Annotated in this window: 10 protein-coding genes; 4 read left to right on the forward strand and 6 right to left on the reverse strand. The window is 57.5% G+C overall.

The genetic code is table 11. From position 1 onward, the window contains the following. Nucleotides 1-377: 377 nt before the first annotated feature. The 4 genes from BVU17_16920 to BVU17_16935 all read right to left on the reverse strand — a co-directional run bounded on the left by BVU17_16920 (nucleotide 378) and on the right by BVU17_16935 (nucleotide 5,746). The gene (locus tag BVU17_16920) at nucleotides 378-1,355 is read right to left on the reverse strand and encodes a hypothetical protein (protein AUG49255.1); all 978 of its coding nucleotides are present in this window, start codon (nucleotides 1,353-1,355) and stop codon (nucleotides 378-380) included. Between the two features lie 292 nt (nucleotides 1,356-1,647). Next, nucleotides 1,648-2,763 carry a UDP-N-acetylglucosamine 2-epimerase (non-hydrolyzing) gene (locus tag BVU17_16925; GenBank protein AUG49256.1) on the reverse strand — a complete coding sequence of 372 codons (1,116 nt, stop codon included), beginning with the start codon at nucleotides 2,761-2,763 and terminating at the stop codon, nucleotides 1,648-1,650. Between the two features lie 163 nt (nucleotides 2,764-2,926). Then, on the reverse strand, nucleotides 2,927-4,207 hold the full coding sequence (locus BVU17_16930; protein ID AUG49257.1) for a UDP-glucose 6-dehydrogenase: 1,281 nt from the start codon (nucleotides 4,205-4,207) through the stop codon (nucleotides 2,927-2,929). Between the two features lie 219 nt (nucleotides 4,208-4,426). Then, nucleotides 4,427-5,746: a dolichyl-phosphate beta-D-mannosyltransferase gene (locus BVU17_16935; protein AUG49258.1), complete on the reverse strand. Its 1,320-nt coding sequence runs from the start codon at nucleotides 5,744-5,746 to the stop codon at nucleotides 4,427-4,429. Between the two features lie 349 nt (nucleotides 5,747-6,095). Here BVU17_16935 and BVU17_16940 point away from each other — a divergent pair, with 349 nt between their 5' ends. From BVU17_16940 to BVU17_16950, 3 genes are all read left to right on the forward strand, one after another. After that, a complete protein-coding gene (locus BVU17_16940; GenBank protein ID AUG49259.1) occupies nucleotides 6,096-7,025 on the forward strand; it encodes a nucleoside-diphosphate sugar epimerase in 930 nt (309 codons plus the stop codon). A 388-nt stretch (nucleotides 7,026-7,413) separates the two neighbouring features. Beyond that, entirely contained in the window at nucleotides 7,414-8,748 is a 1,335-nt protein-coding gene (locus BVU17_16945) for a glycerate kinase (protein AUG49260.1), read from the forward strand. Between the two features lie 126 nt (nucleotides 8,749-8,874). Next, the gene (locus BVU17_16950; GenBank protein AUG49261.1) at nucleotides 8,875-10,224 is read left to right on the forward strand and encodes a DUF362 domain-containing protein; all 1,350 of its coding nucleotides are present in this window, start codon (nucleotides 8,875-8,877) and stop codon (nucleotides 10,222-10,224) included. Between the two features lie 209 nt (nucleotides 10,225-10,433). On the opposite strand, the gene BVU17_16955 is transcribed toward BVU17_16950, so the two are convergent. Together BVU17_16955 and BVU17_16960 are read right to left on the reverse strand one after the other, a co-directional pair. Beyond that, on the reverse strand, nucleotides 10,434-12,614 hold the full coding sequence (locus tag BVU17_16955) for a (4Fe-4S)-binding protein (protein ID AUG49262.1): 2,181 nt from the start codon (nucleotides 12,612-12,614) through the stop codon (nucleotides 10,434-10,436). A 2-nt stretch (nucleotides 12,615-12,616) separates the two neighbouring features. Next, nucleotides 12,617-13,138: a hypothetical protein gene (locus BVU17_16960; protein AUG49263.1), complete on the reverse strand. Its 522-nt coding sequence runs from the start codon at nucleotides 13,136-13,138 to the stop codon at nucleotides 12,617-12,619. Nucleotides 13,139-13,499: 361 nt separating this feature from the next. Here BVU17_16960 and BVU17_16965 point away from each other — a divergent pair, with 361 nt between their 5' ends. After that, nucleotides 13,500-14,504, forward strand: coding sequence for a hypothetical protein (locus BVU17_16965; protein ID AUG49264.1), 1,005 nt, complete (start codon nucleotides 13,500-13,502; stop codon nucleotides 14,502-14,504). Nucleotides 14,505-14,730 lie beyond the last annotated feature (226 nt).

Below are 14,730 nucleotides of genomic sequence, written 5' to 3' on the forward strand. Positions count from 1 at the left end.
ACAACATGACCCCGCCTGTTCAGGTGAGCAGATGAGATGGACAGAACGATAGAGCGGGTTAGAAGGAACAGACGGTAAGAAAATCTTACGAGACTCATTGTACAGTCCAATATGTAGTCTGCCCCTGCTAGCGGGCATTACACGTACGAAGCCTGCTCGTAGTGGTACCTGTACTGCGCTGCGGTCAATCCTGACCTCTACCAAACAGGAAACTGGGGACGTCAGCTCTAACTCGTCAGGCTTGTTAGCTTCATATAAAATTTTCACAATTTGAGAGATTCATTGTGATAGCCCCAAGGCAGATCAGGATCATCAAATGAAGGCGTCATAAAGGTGTGCACGGTTGATACGTCATTACAAAGTGTGAACCGCTGCCGTCAGGTACTGGTAACGCTAACCCAGATATGCGTACGTCGGTACGCGTTCTCGGGGCGAGGGTTCGATCCAACCGGGGCTTCGTTCCGATAGAGAAGGTATGAAACCCGGATATCCTCTCCAACCAGCGTGGGAGACATTTCGTGCGATCGATTAAGAGTTTCACCAGCCGCAACGCGGCTCCTGAACCGACCTATCTGCGCGGTAGCTAGGACACTGCCGTTCTTGATTCTCTGAGCGATGACTACCACTGTATAATTTAGCTCTTGTCCCTCATGATTGCCGATGGTGACCTGAACAGTCCGGGAACTGCCGAGTGCCATCTCTGACGGATACTCAGACGCAATGGGCTCTCCGTTGTCGGATTCAGTTACCAGCGCAAACTCCGTAAACTGTTCACCCCGGTCAGTCGATATGGCCGCGTAACCGATCCCGGTACCGGAGAGAAGAAGCCCTAATACAAGCAACGTCCGTAGCATCGGAACACTTCTAACCGGTGGTCGAGACGCCTTGCTCCGGACGGTTGTCATCCAACGTAAGGGACTGAAAGACTCGTCAGCTGGCACTCGCAGCCGTCGAATCGCTGCAGCAATCGTGAGAACGACAGTCGTTACGCCGATAGAGAGTTGGTACGGTCCGGTAGTCTCACCCGGGGAAATCAAGACTACTCCTAGCCCCAATAGCGGGACAATACAGACACTGGTTCCAACTGCAAGGACACATCGTTCGCCTGTAGAGATTCGTCCCCCCCAGTTATCAAACGATCCATCTGACTCGGCGGAACCGCGCGGGAATAGAAGCGCGGTCAAAGCGTATCCCGGCGCGATAAGCACCGCCACCAACCCCAAAACAACTCTTGCGGGAGACTGTCCGATATACCCTTGGACAGTGGCGAGATGCCAGAGGCCAAGGAGTCCGATCAGCAGAAGGTCGATCGGGAACGCCTCCGTCTCGATGTTCGCATCTGCATCAGTAGCCATTATGGCTTGATGAGAGTGAAGTAATAAAATTAGACAGTTACTACCAGTGTAGACCGTCAGATCAAAGATTATCGTCCGTAATCTGGCCTCCCAATTTGCTCACTGGATGGCAAGGAGACTGTTGTCAGTTGATGAACTGCCACTTGGAAAGCAACTGTCCAGAGCGTGGGCGTCCAGTTGTACGCAATTGAGTCGGGATCCGTCTATCCCCAGCCAAGCGAATCATCGGGGACCGGTCAATTCGGGCTTAAGAATAGACTCACTATCGAGAGACAGTGCTTGCCGGCTCTGGTCACTCGGGGGCCGTGACTGTTTCTCTTGCGGGGAGTTCCGGGACTGCATCGAGAATCTGAACGGCGGCTGTCCCATCTCCGAAAGGCGTGTTCCAGTCCCCGGCCTTTCCGCGCATTTGTGTCGCTGCCGCGGTGATGCTACTCGGTTTCCGGCCGGCAACACAGTTCGCACCAACAAATGCTGTCTCAGGGCGTTCAGTTCCATACCTAAGCGTCACACACGGTGTCCCGAGGATGCTGCACTCCTCCTGCACACCACCTGAGTCGGTGAACACCAGGTCCGCTGTGCTCTCTAATCTGAGGAAATCAAAGAAATCCAGTGGCTCGATAAGACGAATTTGGTCGGGAACTGCAATACCGAACTCTTCGAGGCGGTCCTTCGCTCGGGGATGAATCGGGTAGATGACTTCTCGTTTCGCTTGAGCGCTTGCTCGTGCGACGCCGCTGAGAATCCGCTCGAACGCTTCCCGGTCATCGACTGTTTCCGCTCGGTGAGCGGTCAAGAGGTCGAACTGCCCTTCTGAAACGCCGAGCTCACTCAGAATCTGACTGCTGGTTGCAGCATCATCGTCAAAGGTCTCGACTGCGTCGACAATCGTATTTCCAGTGACTGTGATACGGTCCTCGGGAATCCCCTCATCTCGGAGTAACGTTGCTGTTTCGGCGGTTGGTGGGAACAAATGGTCAGCGATGTGATCAATGATGACGCGGTTCGTCTCTTCGGGCATTTCGTCATCGAAACTTCGAAGTCCTGCTTCGACGTGAGCCACGTCGACATCCATCTTGCTCCCCGCGAGTGCGCCCGCAAGGGTGGAGTTCGTGTCTCCCTGGACAAACACCACTGTGGGCTCAGTGGCTTGAAGTTCTTCTTCGATACCAGTGAGCATCGCACCAGTCTGCGCCCCGTGATCGTCAGATCCGACTTCGAGGTTCACATCTGGCGGTGATAACCCGAGCTGTCGGAAAAAGACAGTATCAAGCGAGTCTGAGTAATGCTGTCCAGTGTGGACGATGTGTGTACCGACGCCACGCCGGTGACACTCTTTGATTACCGGGGCTAACTTGATAATCTCTGGGCGCGTTCCAAGCACAAACCCAACGGTGTTGTCAGTCATTGTTGCTCACGATTCCGGTAATTGAACGTCCGGTGGGAGTCCACCCACTCAGTTTCATAGCGATTCCGTGAGTAGCCGATAAGATTTGTTATAGGCCTCCTACGCCGTTGTTGATTGCCAGTGGGAGAATTGTTTCTGACAGACGGCTATTCGGAGCACTAACTCAGAGTGTCCGGACATCGAATCCGTGCTCAGTCCATTGCGCCGTGTCGATGACATCAACTGGATCAACCACAGTCCGGCCTGCCATCTTCGACCTGATGTCCTCTGGGTCGAGCGCTGCAAACTCATCGTGTGCAGCCCCGAATATCACCGCGTCAGCGCCGTCAACTGCTACATCGAGTGGCACTAGCTGTAATCTGGAGTCCGTTGCCCGCGGGTCGTGAATCGTGACTGATCCCTCGTCCCAACCCCCATCCATGGCCGGGCGTGTATCCACTGTGACAGTCCCGAGCAGTTTGGCTATTTCCAATCCCGGAGAATTGCGAGTGTCGCTGACGTTGCCCTTGTACGTGATTCCAAGGACGGCCACAGTCTTGTCTTCGAGTGAGCCGATGGCATCTTCGAGTATTCTGACGACGTGTTCGGGCATCCTGCTGTTGACTCGGCTCGCGATATCGATTAGCTCTGTAGCACCAGACCCATCGCTCAGGAAATGTGGGTCGACAGGAAGGCAGTGCCCACCCACGCCCGGACCAGGGCTCAAAATATCAACCCGTGGATGGTTGTTCGCGAGCGAAATTGCAGACCGAACATCGATGCCGTAGTTCTCTGCGAGGAGCGCAAGCGTGTTGGCATATGCGATACTGACGTTTCGTTCGGCGTTTTGTGCTAGCTTCACGAACTCGGCGGTCGTTGGGTCTGCGGCGACATGTATCTCTCCTGAGGTGAGTGGTTGATAAAGCGATTTGATGGCACTGACTGAGGCCTCATCAACACCACCAACGATTCGATCGTTGGTTCGGAGTTCTGTGAGCGTATTCCCTGGCATCACCGTCTCAGGCGTGTACCCCAGGTGTACATCCTCACCGATATCGAAGTCGTCTTGTGACAGGATCGGTGCCAAGATTCCGGTCGTTGTGCCCGGCGGTACTGTTGATTCCAGCACCACGGTGTCGCCCGATCTGAGAACGTCTGCCACGTTCCGTCCGGCATCTTTCACGTATGTCAGGTCCGCCCCGTCGTTCAGTTCGTCGTACGGGGTTGGAACACAGATAATATGTACATCAGCGGGTTGGGGACGGCGGCTCGGCGTTAGATTGGACTCCAGTGCATCCTGAATGTACGATTCAAGTTCAGGCTCGCTGACGTTCGGGTTTCCCTCGTTGAGGCGATCGATTACACCTTCGTCAACATCGAAACCAGTGACATCAGTACCTGCGTTGGCGAACAGCGATGCAGTCGCGAGCCCGATATAGCCGAGCCCATGGACGCAGATACTCATGCTCTCTGTGCCCTCGGTCGTTTCGTTATTGACTCGCCACGCTGTCGCCGTGCTAGATAGTCTGATGTTGATTCGCTTCGCATTGACTTACGAATCATATAGATTAGCCTTTGTTATGCAGAAGTTGTTTCTGGTAATAGAGATAACACCATAGTAAACCCAGACCTGATAAGTGTGTCTGGACCACCTAATATGGCCAATCAACTACTGAGCCGCCGGCTATTTCCGGTATAATTCCAAGGAGTGAAGAATAATTCCGGTGAAAGATGCGAGGATCCCAATGATTGTGAAAGTGGTGCTAGCCAGAGCATATCCAAGCGGAAAGCTCCCGGACTGAAGATAATTGAACATCGTGAAGTAGGTGAACGCAAATCCGACCAGAACGCAGGATACTCCGGGCACACCAAGCAACATGATAGGGTGCTCTCGCTCAACTGTCCGAATAATGTTACCAACGAGGGTGAGTCCATGCTCAACTGGGCCAAGGTTGTTAGAAGCCTCCACGTCGTAATCTATCGTCGTTGGGACCTCTACGACTTGGTAGCCGTTCGAGTGTGCGTGATAGAGAATATTGGTGCTTGCATCCATGTGGTCGCCGATTGAGTTGTCTTCAGCGAGTGAGCTTATCGCCTCTGTACTATACGCACGGAACCCGCTCTGTGTGTCGCTGATCTGCTTGGTCGGTCTGAGGATTCCGAGGCTGAGATTAGTCATGAGATTCACCGCAAACAGACCAAACCGCCGATACAACGGCATCTCGGTGTCTGCGTCCTCATCGAACCGATTTCCAATAACGACTTCGGCTCCCGACTCCTGTTGCTGTTCGATCAAGTCCGGGATATCACTGGGATCGTGTTGCCCATCAGCATCAAGGATGACCAGGTAGTCGGCATCACCCCGGTCAGCCTGGTCAAAAATACTGTTGAGGGCACCACCATACCCGACGTTACGGTCGTGCTCGTACACTGTCGCGCCCGCCGCCGATGCGACTTCGACAGTGTCGTCAGTACTCCCGTCGTCGACCACCAGAACGCTGTCTGCATAGTTCTTGGCAGACTCCACCACCGTACCAATCGTTGCCGCCTCGTTGTATGCCGGAATTCCGACCATGACAGTCGGATCCGCCTCGGTGACGGGTTCAAGTTGGGCGTCGACGGTGAATTTCTCGGTCTCTTTCAGGGCGTCCCGGCTTGCCGGGAGATTAACTGACCCATCCTCCTCACCATGGTAGAGAAGGCCTGGATACCCAGCTTCCTTGGCGAACAGCTGCAGGCGCTCGCGGGGGGAATCGGCCTCAGCCCAGTTTCCAGAGGGGAGAACCACTTCTGCATCGAGCCATCGGGCAAAAGTGAGTGCCTGAAGATCAGCATCAACTGCAGCCGTGACAATTGCCTGGTGTGCCCGTGAGTGTATACGAAGAATCTCAGCCGCAATCCACTCTGCGTTCGACTCGGTTGCGACTAACCCAACGGCGGGCAAGTTCTTTGAAACCTCGCGTGTGCTGTCACTAGCGGGCGATTGCTGTATTCTATCCGACATCTCAGTTCCACTCCGGAACCGCACTCAATTGCGGTCGTCCGGTGTGATCGTCCACACGCTCCGGTACGTTTAGTGGTGTCATTGTGGCGAATAGTGGATTCCGTTATGCTCTGCTGTGAACGAGTTATCATATTGTTATTCCCAGCTTTCCGAGATTGCGCCAATCCTGTATTATTCGCAAAAAGCTGGTAACAAAGTACGGACTGACGTGAGGACACGATACGTGGCCGCTATGGTCTCACCGGGCGTTCGCTCGGCACATGCCCTGTGATCCAAAGATTAGTCGCTTATGAACCGAGGCGTATGTCTACGAATAACTTAACCCATGAAAACCCCCCGTTCGGGTAGCATGTCGACGAATGAGATCCGCAATTGTCGGGTGTTAGTTACCGGAGGGGGTGGATTCATTGGGAGCCATCTTACGTCAGCGCTAGCGGAGGAGAACGATGTGCGGGTCCTCGATGACTTTTCAACGGGACGGCGTGCCAATCTCCCAGCCGATGTAACCGTCGTTGAGGGTGATATACGAAAAAAGGGAACGCTTGACGAGGCGATGAATGACGTTGACGTAGTTTTTCATGAGGCCGCAATGGTTAGTGTTCCACAGTCGGTTGAGCAGCCGGTCGCCTGTCACGAACTTAATGGGTCGGCAACTGTCTCCGTGTTCGACTGCGCTCGACGACAGGATGCGCGGGTCGTACTCGCCTCCAGTGCCGCCGTATACGGTACCCCCGATACGGTCCCAATTACGGAAGCGGAACCGGCTGATCCACGCACTCCGTACGGAATCGAGAAGCATCTCGGCGAGCAGTATGCGCGGTTTTATACAGAGCAGTACGGTCTGCCGACAGTCCCGCTACGGTACTTTAACGTCTATGGGCCGCGTGGACTGGACGGGGAATACGCTGGTGTCATCGGCACGTTCATCCGTCAGGCGCAGGCCGGTAACCCGCTCACAGTCGAAGGTGACGGAAAGCAGACGCGTGATTTCGTTCACGTCGATGATGTCGTCCGGGCCAACCTGCTCGCAGCCACGACAGATGCGACCGGCAGGCCGTTCAACATCGGAACTGGGCGAAGCATTAGTATCAACGAACTCGCCGAAACCGTCCGGGACGTCGTTGGAACGGATGTGGCAATTGAACACGTCTCCGAGCGGGTGGGTGATATCAGAGAGAGCGAAGCGGACCTCAGTGACGCACGCACACTGCTCGGATATGAACCGACCGTATCTCTCCGAGAAGGGCTTGAGTCAACGCTCAACGCTGAAGGCGAATAGGCACCTCCTGTTGCTGCTAACGGATATTGCAAATGCGGGGCAATAGTCTCATTCAGGCCATTTTTTGCTCCCGATAGTAGCGAAATGGCTTTTTGCGTCACGAAGTCATCACTTGTACACACAGCGATGATATAACCAAGGCATACTGATATAAAATAGCGTCTAACACTGACCTGACCAACTCATTCGAAAACGAGAACAGCCGTGCTGTTGCCTGTCTACATTTTCACTCAGTACTGGCAGACACGGCAGTGCGGTACGCTGTGGAGCCATCTAACGGGTCACGCACAGTGCCTGCACTGCCTCCAGACTAGAAGCGGCTTCTGGCAGCACCACTGAGCACCGTTTCTGCGGGGGATTTTTTACCGATTCGGACGGAATCAGTCGTATGATTCATAACCGGAGCACACTGGCTGCCAGCGCTGCACACGAGGTGGCACTCGACTGTCTCGAAGCTGCTGTGGACGCGGCTGCACCCACGGCCGCCACCAAATCGGCTGTCAGCCGCGACGGCGAGACGCTGACAATCGCCGGAACGACCTACGAACTTGCCGAGTATACCGATGTTATCGTTATCGGCGGTGGGAAAGCCGTCGGCGGCGTGACACGGGCACTTGAGTCTATGCTCGGCGACAGCCTCAGCGGCGGCCACATCCTCTCCAAGCAGGCCGTCGACACTCAAACCGTCCAGAGTTCGATGGGAGACCACCCGTTACCGTCGGACAAGAACGTCGCGGCGACGACTGAGATACTAGAGACAGTCGATGAAGCCGACACGGACACGCTCATCTTATTTGTCCTGACTGGTGGAGCCAGCGCGCTGCTATCGGCTCCGGCCGGGGACCTGACACTGAACGACCTCCAGACAACGACCGATAGACTCCTCAGTGGTGGCGTTCCGATTACGGAGATTAATGCGGTCCGGAAGCACCTCTCAGACCTGAAGGGTGGACAGATAGCACGGCGCGCGGCTCCCGCTACTGTTGCCGGGGTACTAGTCAGCGATGTCGTCGGAAACGACCTCTCGACCATCGGTAGCGGTCCGTCAGTCCCGGACGAAACCACGTATGGAGATGCGATCGATGTGTTCGAACGATACGGCCTCGCGCCGCCGCCAGCCGTTCACGACCATCTTGAAGCCGGGCAAGATGGCCGACGACCGGAGACACCGTTCCCCGACGATTCGGTCTTCGACCGTGTTACGAACCATCTCATCGCGGACAACGCAACTGCACTTGACGCCGCCGCTGCTGTCGCACGGGAGGCCAGCTACGAACCATTGGTCCTCACGTCTCGGCTGCGCGGCGAGGCCTGTGAGGTAGCGAAGCCGCTCGTCGCTATCGCCGAAGAAGCGACAGCGACTGGCACACCGGTCGAACCGCCAGCAGTCCTCCTTGCCGGTGGTGAGACGACTGTCACGGTCAGGGGAGATGGCGGACAGGGCGGCCCCAATCAGGAATTCGTCCTTTCGGGGGCACTGGCCCACGACGGCGACGCAGTCATCGCTGCCGTCGACACTGATGGCGAAGACGGAAGTTCAGACGTGGCCGGAGCTATCGCTGATACGAGCATCATCGAGGACCGCGAACGAGCCCGCGACGCGCTGCTCGCAAATGATGCCGGCTCGCACCTCTCAGAACTCGAGGCGACAGTTGAAACCGGACCGACCGGGACGAACGTCAACGACGTGATTGTGCTCGTTGTTCCAGAGGCAACCGAGTAACGGCGGCACAGGTACGCGGTGGCTACTCTTAGGTGGTACTACCGGACCGTTGTATCACGGAGGATGTGGCAGCCACCGTTCGATCCGTGGGTCACGTTTATCAGCAGACGGGCTGATATGCCGTGCATGAACGCACCTGATCAACAGGTCGCGGCGGACGCCCTCTCCGTCCCGGAAGAGACGATCGTCGATGCCTGTGGCGACCCGCCGCTCCCCGAACTCGGCGTCATCGAACAGAACTGGGAGACAGACCCGATAGCGCCGGACGACGTCGCAGTACACGCAGCGCGGGCAGTCGAGTCACTATCTTTTGCCGAGGTACCTGCAGGCGGCGAGGTCGCGCTTGGCGTCGGTAGTCGCGGTATCGCGAACCTTCCCACTATCGTCGCCGGCGTCGTTGAAGCAGTGTCTGATGCCGGCTACAAGCCATTCGTCTTCCCAGCCATGGGGAGTCACGGTGGCGCGACCGGCGAGGGCCAGCGAACGATGCTGAACGAGCTGGGCGTGACAGAGTCGGCAATAGGCTGTGAAATCCGGTCGACGATGGATGTTGTCGAGGTCGGACGGACACCAGACCGGGATGTGCCTGTCGTCGCCGACGATACCGCTGTGGCGGCTGATGCAATCATCCCCATCAACCGCGTCAAGCCGCACACGGATTTCGACGGTCCCGTCGAAAGCGGGCTCTCGAAGATGCTGGTCATCGGGATGGGCAAGCAACGCGGCGCACAGATTGCTCACAAGTGGGCTGTCGACTGGTCGTTCCGGCGGATGATTCCAGAGATTACCGGCCAGTTACTCGACGAGTTGCCCATTGTCGGCGGCGTCGCAATCGTTGAGGACCAGCACGACGAGACGACGCTGATAGAGGGTGTGCCGCCGAGTGGGTTCCTCGACCGCGAGGCGGAGCTGTTAGAGACTGCCTACGAACTGATGCCGACACTCCCGTTCGGGGACCTCGACCTCGTGATATTCGACCGCCAGGGGAAAGAAATCAGCGGTCAGGGACTGGACACGAACGTTATCGGTCGCCGACCGTTTTCGATAAACGAACCGGCTCCGGAGACGCCAGACATCAAGCGCATCTTCACACGCGGGCTGACCGAAAAGACACACGGGAACGCGATGGGTGTCGGTTCCGCGGATGTCGTTCACGAAGATGTCGTCGCAGAACTCGACGCGCAAACGTCGCTTATCAACGCACTCACTGCAAGCACTATTCGTGGAGTGAAGCTGCCGCCAGTGGTCGAAACCGACCGCGCCGGCATCGTCGCTGCGCTGTCGACGATAGGCGTCGTCGACACCGAAACCGTTCGTGTCCTCCGTGCAGCTGATACGATGCACCTTCACCGGCTCTACGCCTCGCCAGCGCTGGTCGAGGCCGCACGCGACCGTGCTGACCTCCGTGTCATCGAAGAGCCGTCACCGATTGAGTTTGATACCGGACAGCTCGTCGCGCCGCCGCTCCGCGAGTAGCTGCCGGTAGCAGACCTGTACACGTGTATTGCAGAGCGTAGGCGGGGTGGGCTATGTTTTATCGCGGCGACACTTACACGATATCTCAGACCGTGAAGGCCAAGCGACACACGGGCCTGCCTCACGGAAGGCTATAAAAACGGGGTAAATAACGGGCGTACACGCGTTAGGTGATTGTGCTGGCTCGCGCACGCAAACCGTAAAAAAGGTTACGTCGCCAAGAGCTCAATAGGGTGGCTCGGCTGCCGCTCAAGCAGAGCGTCGATCTGCTCCAGACACGAGGTTCCGCTGGCGACAACGGGCCGGTCCTGTACGCCGTCGTCTCGTAGTTGTGTCCGGAGTCTGTCTCCGACATCCATGCTCAGTTCGTAGTAGTCGGACTTATACCCGAAGCTCCCGGCCATGCCACAACACTCCACATCAGATGTGACGACATCGTACCCACACTCCTCGAGCACAGCGACGGTATGAGCTTCGAGCCCGAGTGTCCGCTGCTGGCAGTGGCTGTGGTACGCGATTTCGGCCCCCTCTACGGTAGAGAGTGAATCGACGGCCGCCCCGTTGTCGAGCAGGCCGAACACGTACTCGAACACCTCGTAGCTGTTCGCCGCGATGTCAGCGAACGCCGACTCGTCGATGAGGCGTTCGTACTCCCGTGTGAACATCGCATGGTCACTCGGCTCAATAACGACCACGTCGCGGCCGTCTTGGATGTGGGGGGCCAGAGCCTCTGTGACCCGTTCGGCGTGGTCTGTCGCCGTCGCAACCATCCCCTGAGAAAACGGCGCGCGGCCGCTAGACGGAGCCGGTGGAACCACCACATCGACGCCAAGCGATTCGAGGACCTTTACCGCGGCTTTCCCGCGCTCGACCTGGACGTGGTTCGTGTACAGGTCCGGGTACAGCACTGCCCGGCGCTCGGGATCATCGACCTGTGAGTCACGAGCAGCGGCCCAGTCGACGAGCGTCTCCCGTTCGAACGTTGGCAGGTCCCGCCGCGGGTCGATACCCAGGACTCGTGACATCGTCTGTCGGGCGAGTGTCGTATCGGCCAGCCAGTTCGACACCGGCGCGGTGGCGCTGCCGAGTTTCGCCACGGTCTCAAAGTTTCCGAAGAAGCGTTTCTGCAAGGGGGCACCGTCGTCCTCCTCGTCGGGGGTGAGGCCGTCGACGAGCCACTCACCGGGGGTGTCCTTGTCGCGGTTGATCCGATCCCGGACCACGGTGTTGATCCACGGAATGTCGATGCCAACCGGGCAGGCGTTTACGCAGCGCGTACACCCGGTACAGAGGTCGTTGAACTCCTCGGCCACGTCCAGCCCTTCGATGCCGGCTTCCCAGCCCGTCGCAATACCGCCCGAATACGTCTCCCCGCCGAAGGCGTGGCCGCCAACGCTCTGGAAGTTTGCACAGGAGTTCGAACAGGCGGAACACCGGATACAGTACAGCGTCTCCCGGAGCTGTTCGTCGTCTCGCATCTCAAGTCGGCCGTTGTCGATAAGTACGAGGTGGAAGTCGCGTTCGGAGTCGAATTCCGACAGCGGCGTTTCGTCGTCCGTGAAATCGACGACCGGCGTGTCAACTGGCGGGGTCAGCAAGGAGACGTACGACGTGATGTCCTGACCGGTGCCCGACCGACCGATGAGTTCGATGAACGGGTGGAGGTCCGCAACTGTCGGAATCACCTTCTCGACGCCAGCGACAGCGACGTGCGTGTCGGTCGCAGCCACCGTCTTGCGAGCGTTCCCTTCACTGGTGACCAGCGCCATCGTCCCGGTGTCGGCTGCGATGAAGTTCGCACCGGTGATACCGACTTCCGCGTCGGTAATCTGCTCGCCGAGTTTCTCGCGAGCGAAATGGGTCAGTTCCTCGGCCGTCTCCAGTGGTTCGTCGGGGTCGAACCGCTCGTTGAACAGCGTAGCGATGCTCTCCCGTGACTTGTGAATCGCGGGAGCGACGATGTGTGACGGGGCTTCGTCGGCGACCTGCAACACCCACTCGCCGAGGTCCGTCTCGACCACGTCCACGCCATCCGCTTCGAGCGCTTCGTTGACCTCGATCTCCTCGCTGGTCATCGACTTGCTCTTGACGACCCGGTCAGCCGCTCGCTCGTCGGCTACCTCGCGGATGTACTCGTTCGCGTCAGCAGCGTCGTCGGCGATGTACACTGTCCCGCCGTTCGCTTCGACGGTCTCCGTGAGCTGGTCGAGAAGCTCCGGTAGCTCCGCGATTGCGTCCTCCTTGATACTGCGGGCTGCTCGCTTGAGGTCCTCGTAGTCCTCCAGGTCCCCGACAGAGTCATAGCGCCCCGCGTTGAACCCCTGCGTGTTCTCCGCGATTGCTGCCCCTTCGGTCCGCATCAGTTCGCGGATTTCGTCGGCAGTCGCCATTGTCAGGCCGCCTCCTCGACGATGATGACGTGGACCTCCTTAGGCCCATGTGCGCCTTTGACGAGCGCGCCCATATCGGCTGTCGCGCTCGGTCCTGTTGCGATGATCGCGCTCCCGTTCGTTTCGGTAAACCGCTCGTCCAGTTCTGCCACAGCTGCGTCCATATCTGGCTGGATGTCTTCCTCGTGAAGAATAGCCACATGGCGCTCAACGAACAGGCTCACGAGTTCACTGGCCTGTTCGGTCATCGTGAGGACGAGTGAGCCGTAGTCGCCGACACCGAGTTCGGCACCGGTTACGCCGGTGGTCGCCTCGCGAAGCCCGACCGGCGTCGGATCGACTGTTACCGGCGTCTCTGCGAGAGAAAACGCCTCGTCCCCGACCGTCTCGTCAAGCCCGATCCCGACTGCCGGCTCCGTGACTGCCTCCGTGACAGCGGCTTCAAGTTCAGACTCGGGTGTGCTGGAAACTGACACGCCCAGTGCTTCGAGCGACCCCTCGAACGAAGCGCGTTTGCTTTCCATCTATACGCGAACCGAAAACCTACATCATCATTTAATTTTTGTCTGAAAGAGACGACGGCCCAGCAGGCGTGGTCGATCACCGTTCACCTTCCCTCCCGAACTGGATAGTGTTTTTATATTATATCTGGTATCCTGATTCCATTTACTGCTATTATTTACATTCCTTCCAGATTTTATATCCAAATTCGACACTCTTAGATAATAATTCGAATATATGGATGTATATCTGCCACTTCCGTCACTAGGCAGTCTATCAATCTCGTCATAGCAGTTGCAACAGTGATCGGTTGTGTTTGTGTCGAACAACGACCGGGAGGCAAGGGACTTTGTGGGTTCTGTGAGAAACACCGACAACGGATCGATGGATAACCCACCCGGCGTACCTCCAGAGACAAAGGTTGCGACATTACTAGAAGAGGGGAAAGAAGCTGACGCACGAACAGCGCTTGAGGGTCTTTGGAGGGCCGAACCAGCGACCCAGCAGACGTGCTTGCAGTCACTCAAAGCGGCTGCCGAGGGCCACCCCGAACTGTTCGGCGGCGTCCTGCCGTCGCTCACTGAGTTCTTACAGGGCAGTGAGCGGCCGACACGACTCACGACAGCGAAGTTGTTCGTCGCAGTCAGTGAGGGCGCGCCGGACAGCGTGGTTCCCGTCGTCCCGACGCTTGCCGAGCGACTTGCGGACGAATCGGAGTTCTACTACGTCCGTGCACGGTGTGCGGAGGCGCTGGGCTACGTCGCCGTCGACCATCCCGACGCCGTCGTCTCGCCGGAGGTCGTAGCAGACCTGCGTATCGGTCTGGAGTTCGACGAACCAGAGGTACGAGAGAAATTGGCGAAGGCCCTGTCCTACATCGCCCTGGGTAGTCCCGACAGACTCCGGTATCAGGTCGATTCACTCGCCGAGCATCTCCACGTGGACGACGAACTGGTTCGATATCACCTGAGCACGGCACTCGTCGTCATCGGTACTGAGTGTCCCGAACGGCTTACAGACGCCAGTGAAGAACTCATATCAGGTCTCGAAGACGAAAGCAGATACGTTCGTGGGCGGGCAGCCGAAGCGCTAGGTTTGCTCGCCGGCACTGCTGATCTGGCGTCGTTCCCACACGACCGGCTCGACGCACTCACCGACGACCACGAGTTTGTCGCAGAGCGAGCGCAGCTCGCTCTATCCCAGTCCCGTGGGGAAGAGCTTGACAGTGCATATGACGAAGTAGCCACGAAAGAGACGATTCGCACGCAAACAGCCGACATTGTCTCAGAAATCCGTACGTCGGGAGATGATGGCGAGTGCCCACATTGCGGACTCTCACTCCCCGATTCCGGCCCCCCGCTCTGCCCAAGCTGTGGCACCCCGCTGTGAAGGACGGTCGGATTACTGCAGTTTCCACAGAACGGCCCCGCTGTATACGGTCATCTCAGTCGGATATATTACTACTTACTTCAAATCGAATAGCATATAGACGGTCTGTATATAAATTGAGTGTGATTTTTGAGCCGCTGACCGGACCAGAGAACGCAGCGTGAGAGTAGCGCTTTCGAAGCATCGACGGCCTATGGCGTCCGGAGGCCGCCTATTCGCACCCGGG

It is taken from the genome of Haloarcula taiwanensis (assembly GCA_002844335.1).
In the GTDB taxonomy this organism is placed as follows: Archaea; Halobacteriota; Halobacteria; order Halobacteriales; family Haloarculaceae; genus Haloarcula; species Haloarcula taiwanensis.

Excerpts from the sequence above, each read along its gene's own strand:
- BVU17_16925 (AUG49256.1), bottom strand. The coding sequence starts at position 2,763 with ATGACTGACAACACCGTTGGGTTTGTGCTTGGAACGCGCCCAGAGATT.
- BVU17_16965 (AUG49264.1), top strand. The coding sequence starts at position 13,500 with ATGGATAACCCACCCGGCGTACCTCCAGAGACAAAGGTTGCGACATTA.
- BVU17_16955 (AUG49262.1), bottom strand. The coding sequence starts at position 12,614 with ATGGCGACTGCCGACGAAATCCGCGAACTGATGCGGACCGAAGGGGCA.
- BVU17_16920 (AUG49255.1), bottom strand. The coding sequence starts at position 1,355 with ATGGCTACTGATGCAGATGCGAACATCGAGACGGAGGCGTTCCCGATC.
- BVU17_16940 (AUG49259.1), top strand. The coding sequence starts at position 6,096 with ATGTCGACGAATGAGATCCGCAATTGTCGGGTGTTAGTTACCGGAGGG.
- BVU17_16935 (AUG49258.1), bottom strand. The coding sequence starts at position 5,746 with ATGTCGGATAGAATACAGCAATCGCCCGCTAGTGACAGCACACGCGAG.
- BVU17_16950 (AUG49261.1), top strand. The coding sequence starts at position 8,875 with ATGAACGCACCTGATCAACAGGTCGCGGCGGACGCCCTCTCCGTCCCG.
- BVU17_16960 (AUG49263.1), bottom strand. The coding sequence starts at position 13,138 with ATGGAAAGCAAACGCGCTTCGTTCGAGGGGTCGCTCGAAGCACTGGGC.
- BVU17_16930 (AUG49257.1), bottom strand. The coding sequence starts at position 4,207 with ATGAGTATCTGCGTCCATGGGCTCGGCTATATCGGGCTCGCGACTGCA.
- BVU17_16945 (AUG49260.1), top strand. The coding sequence starts at position 7,414 with ATGATTCATAACCGGAGCACACTGGCTGCCAGCGCTGCACACGAGGTG.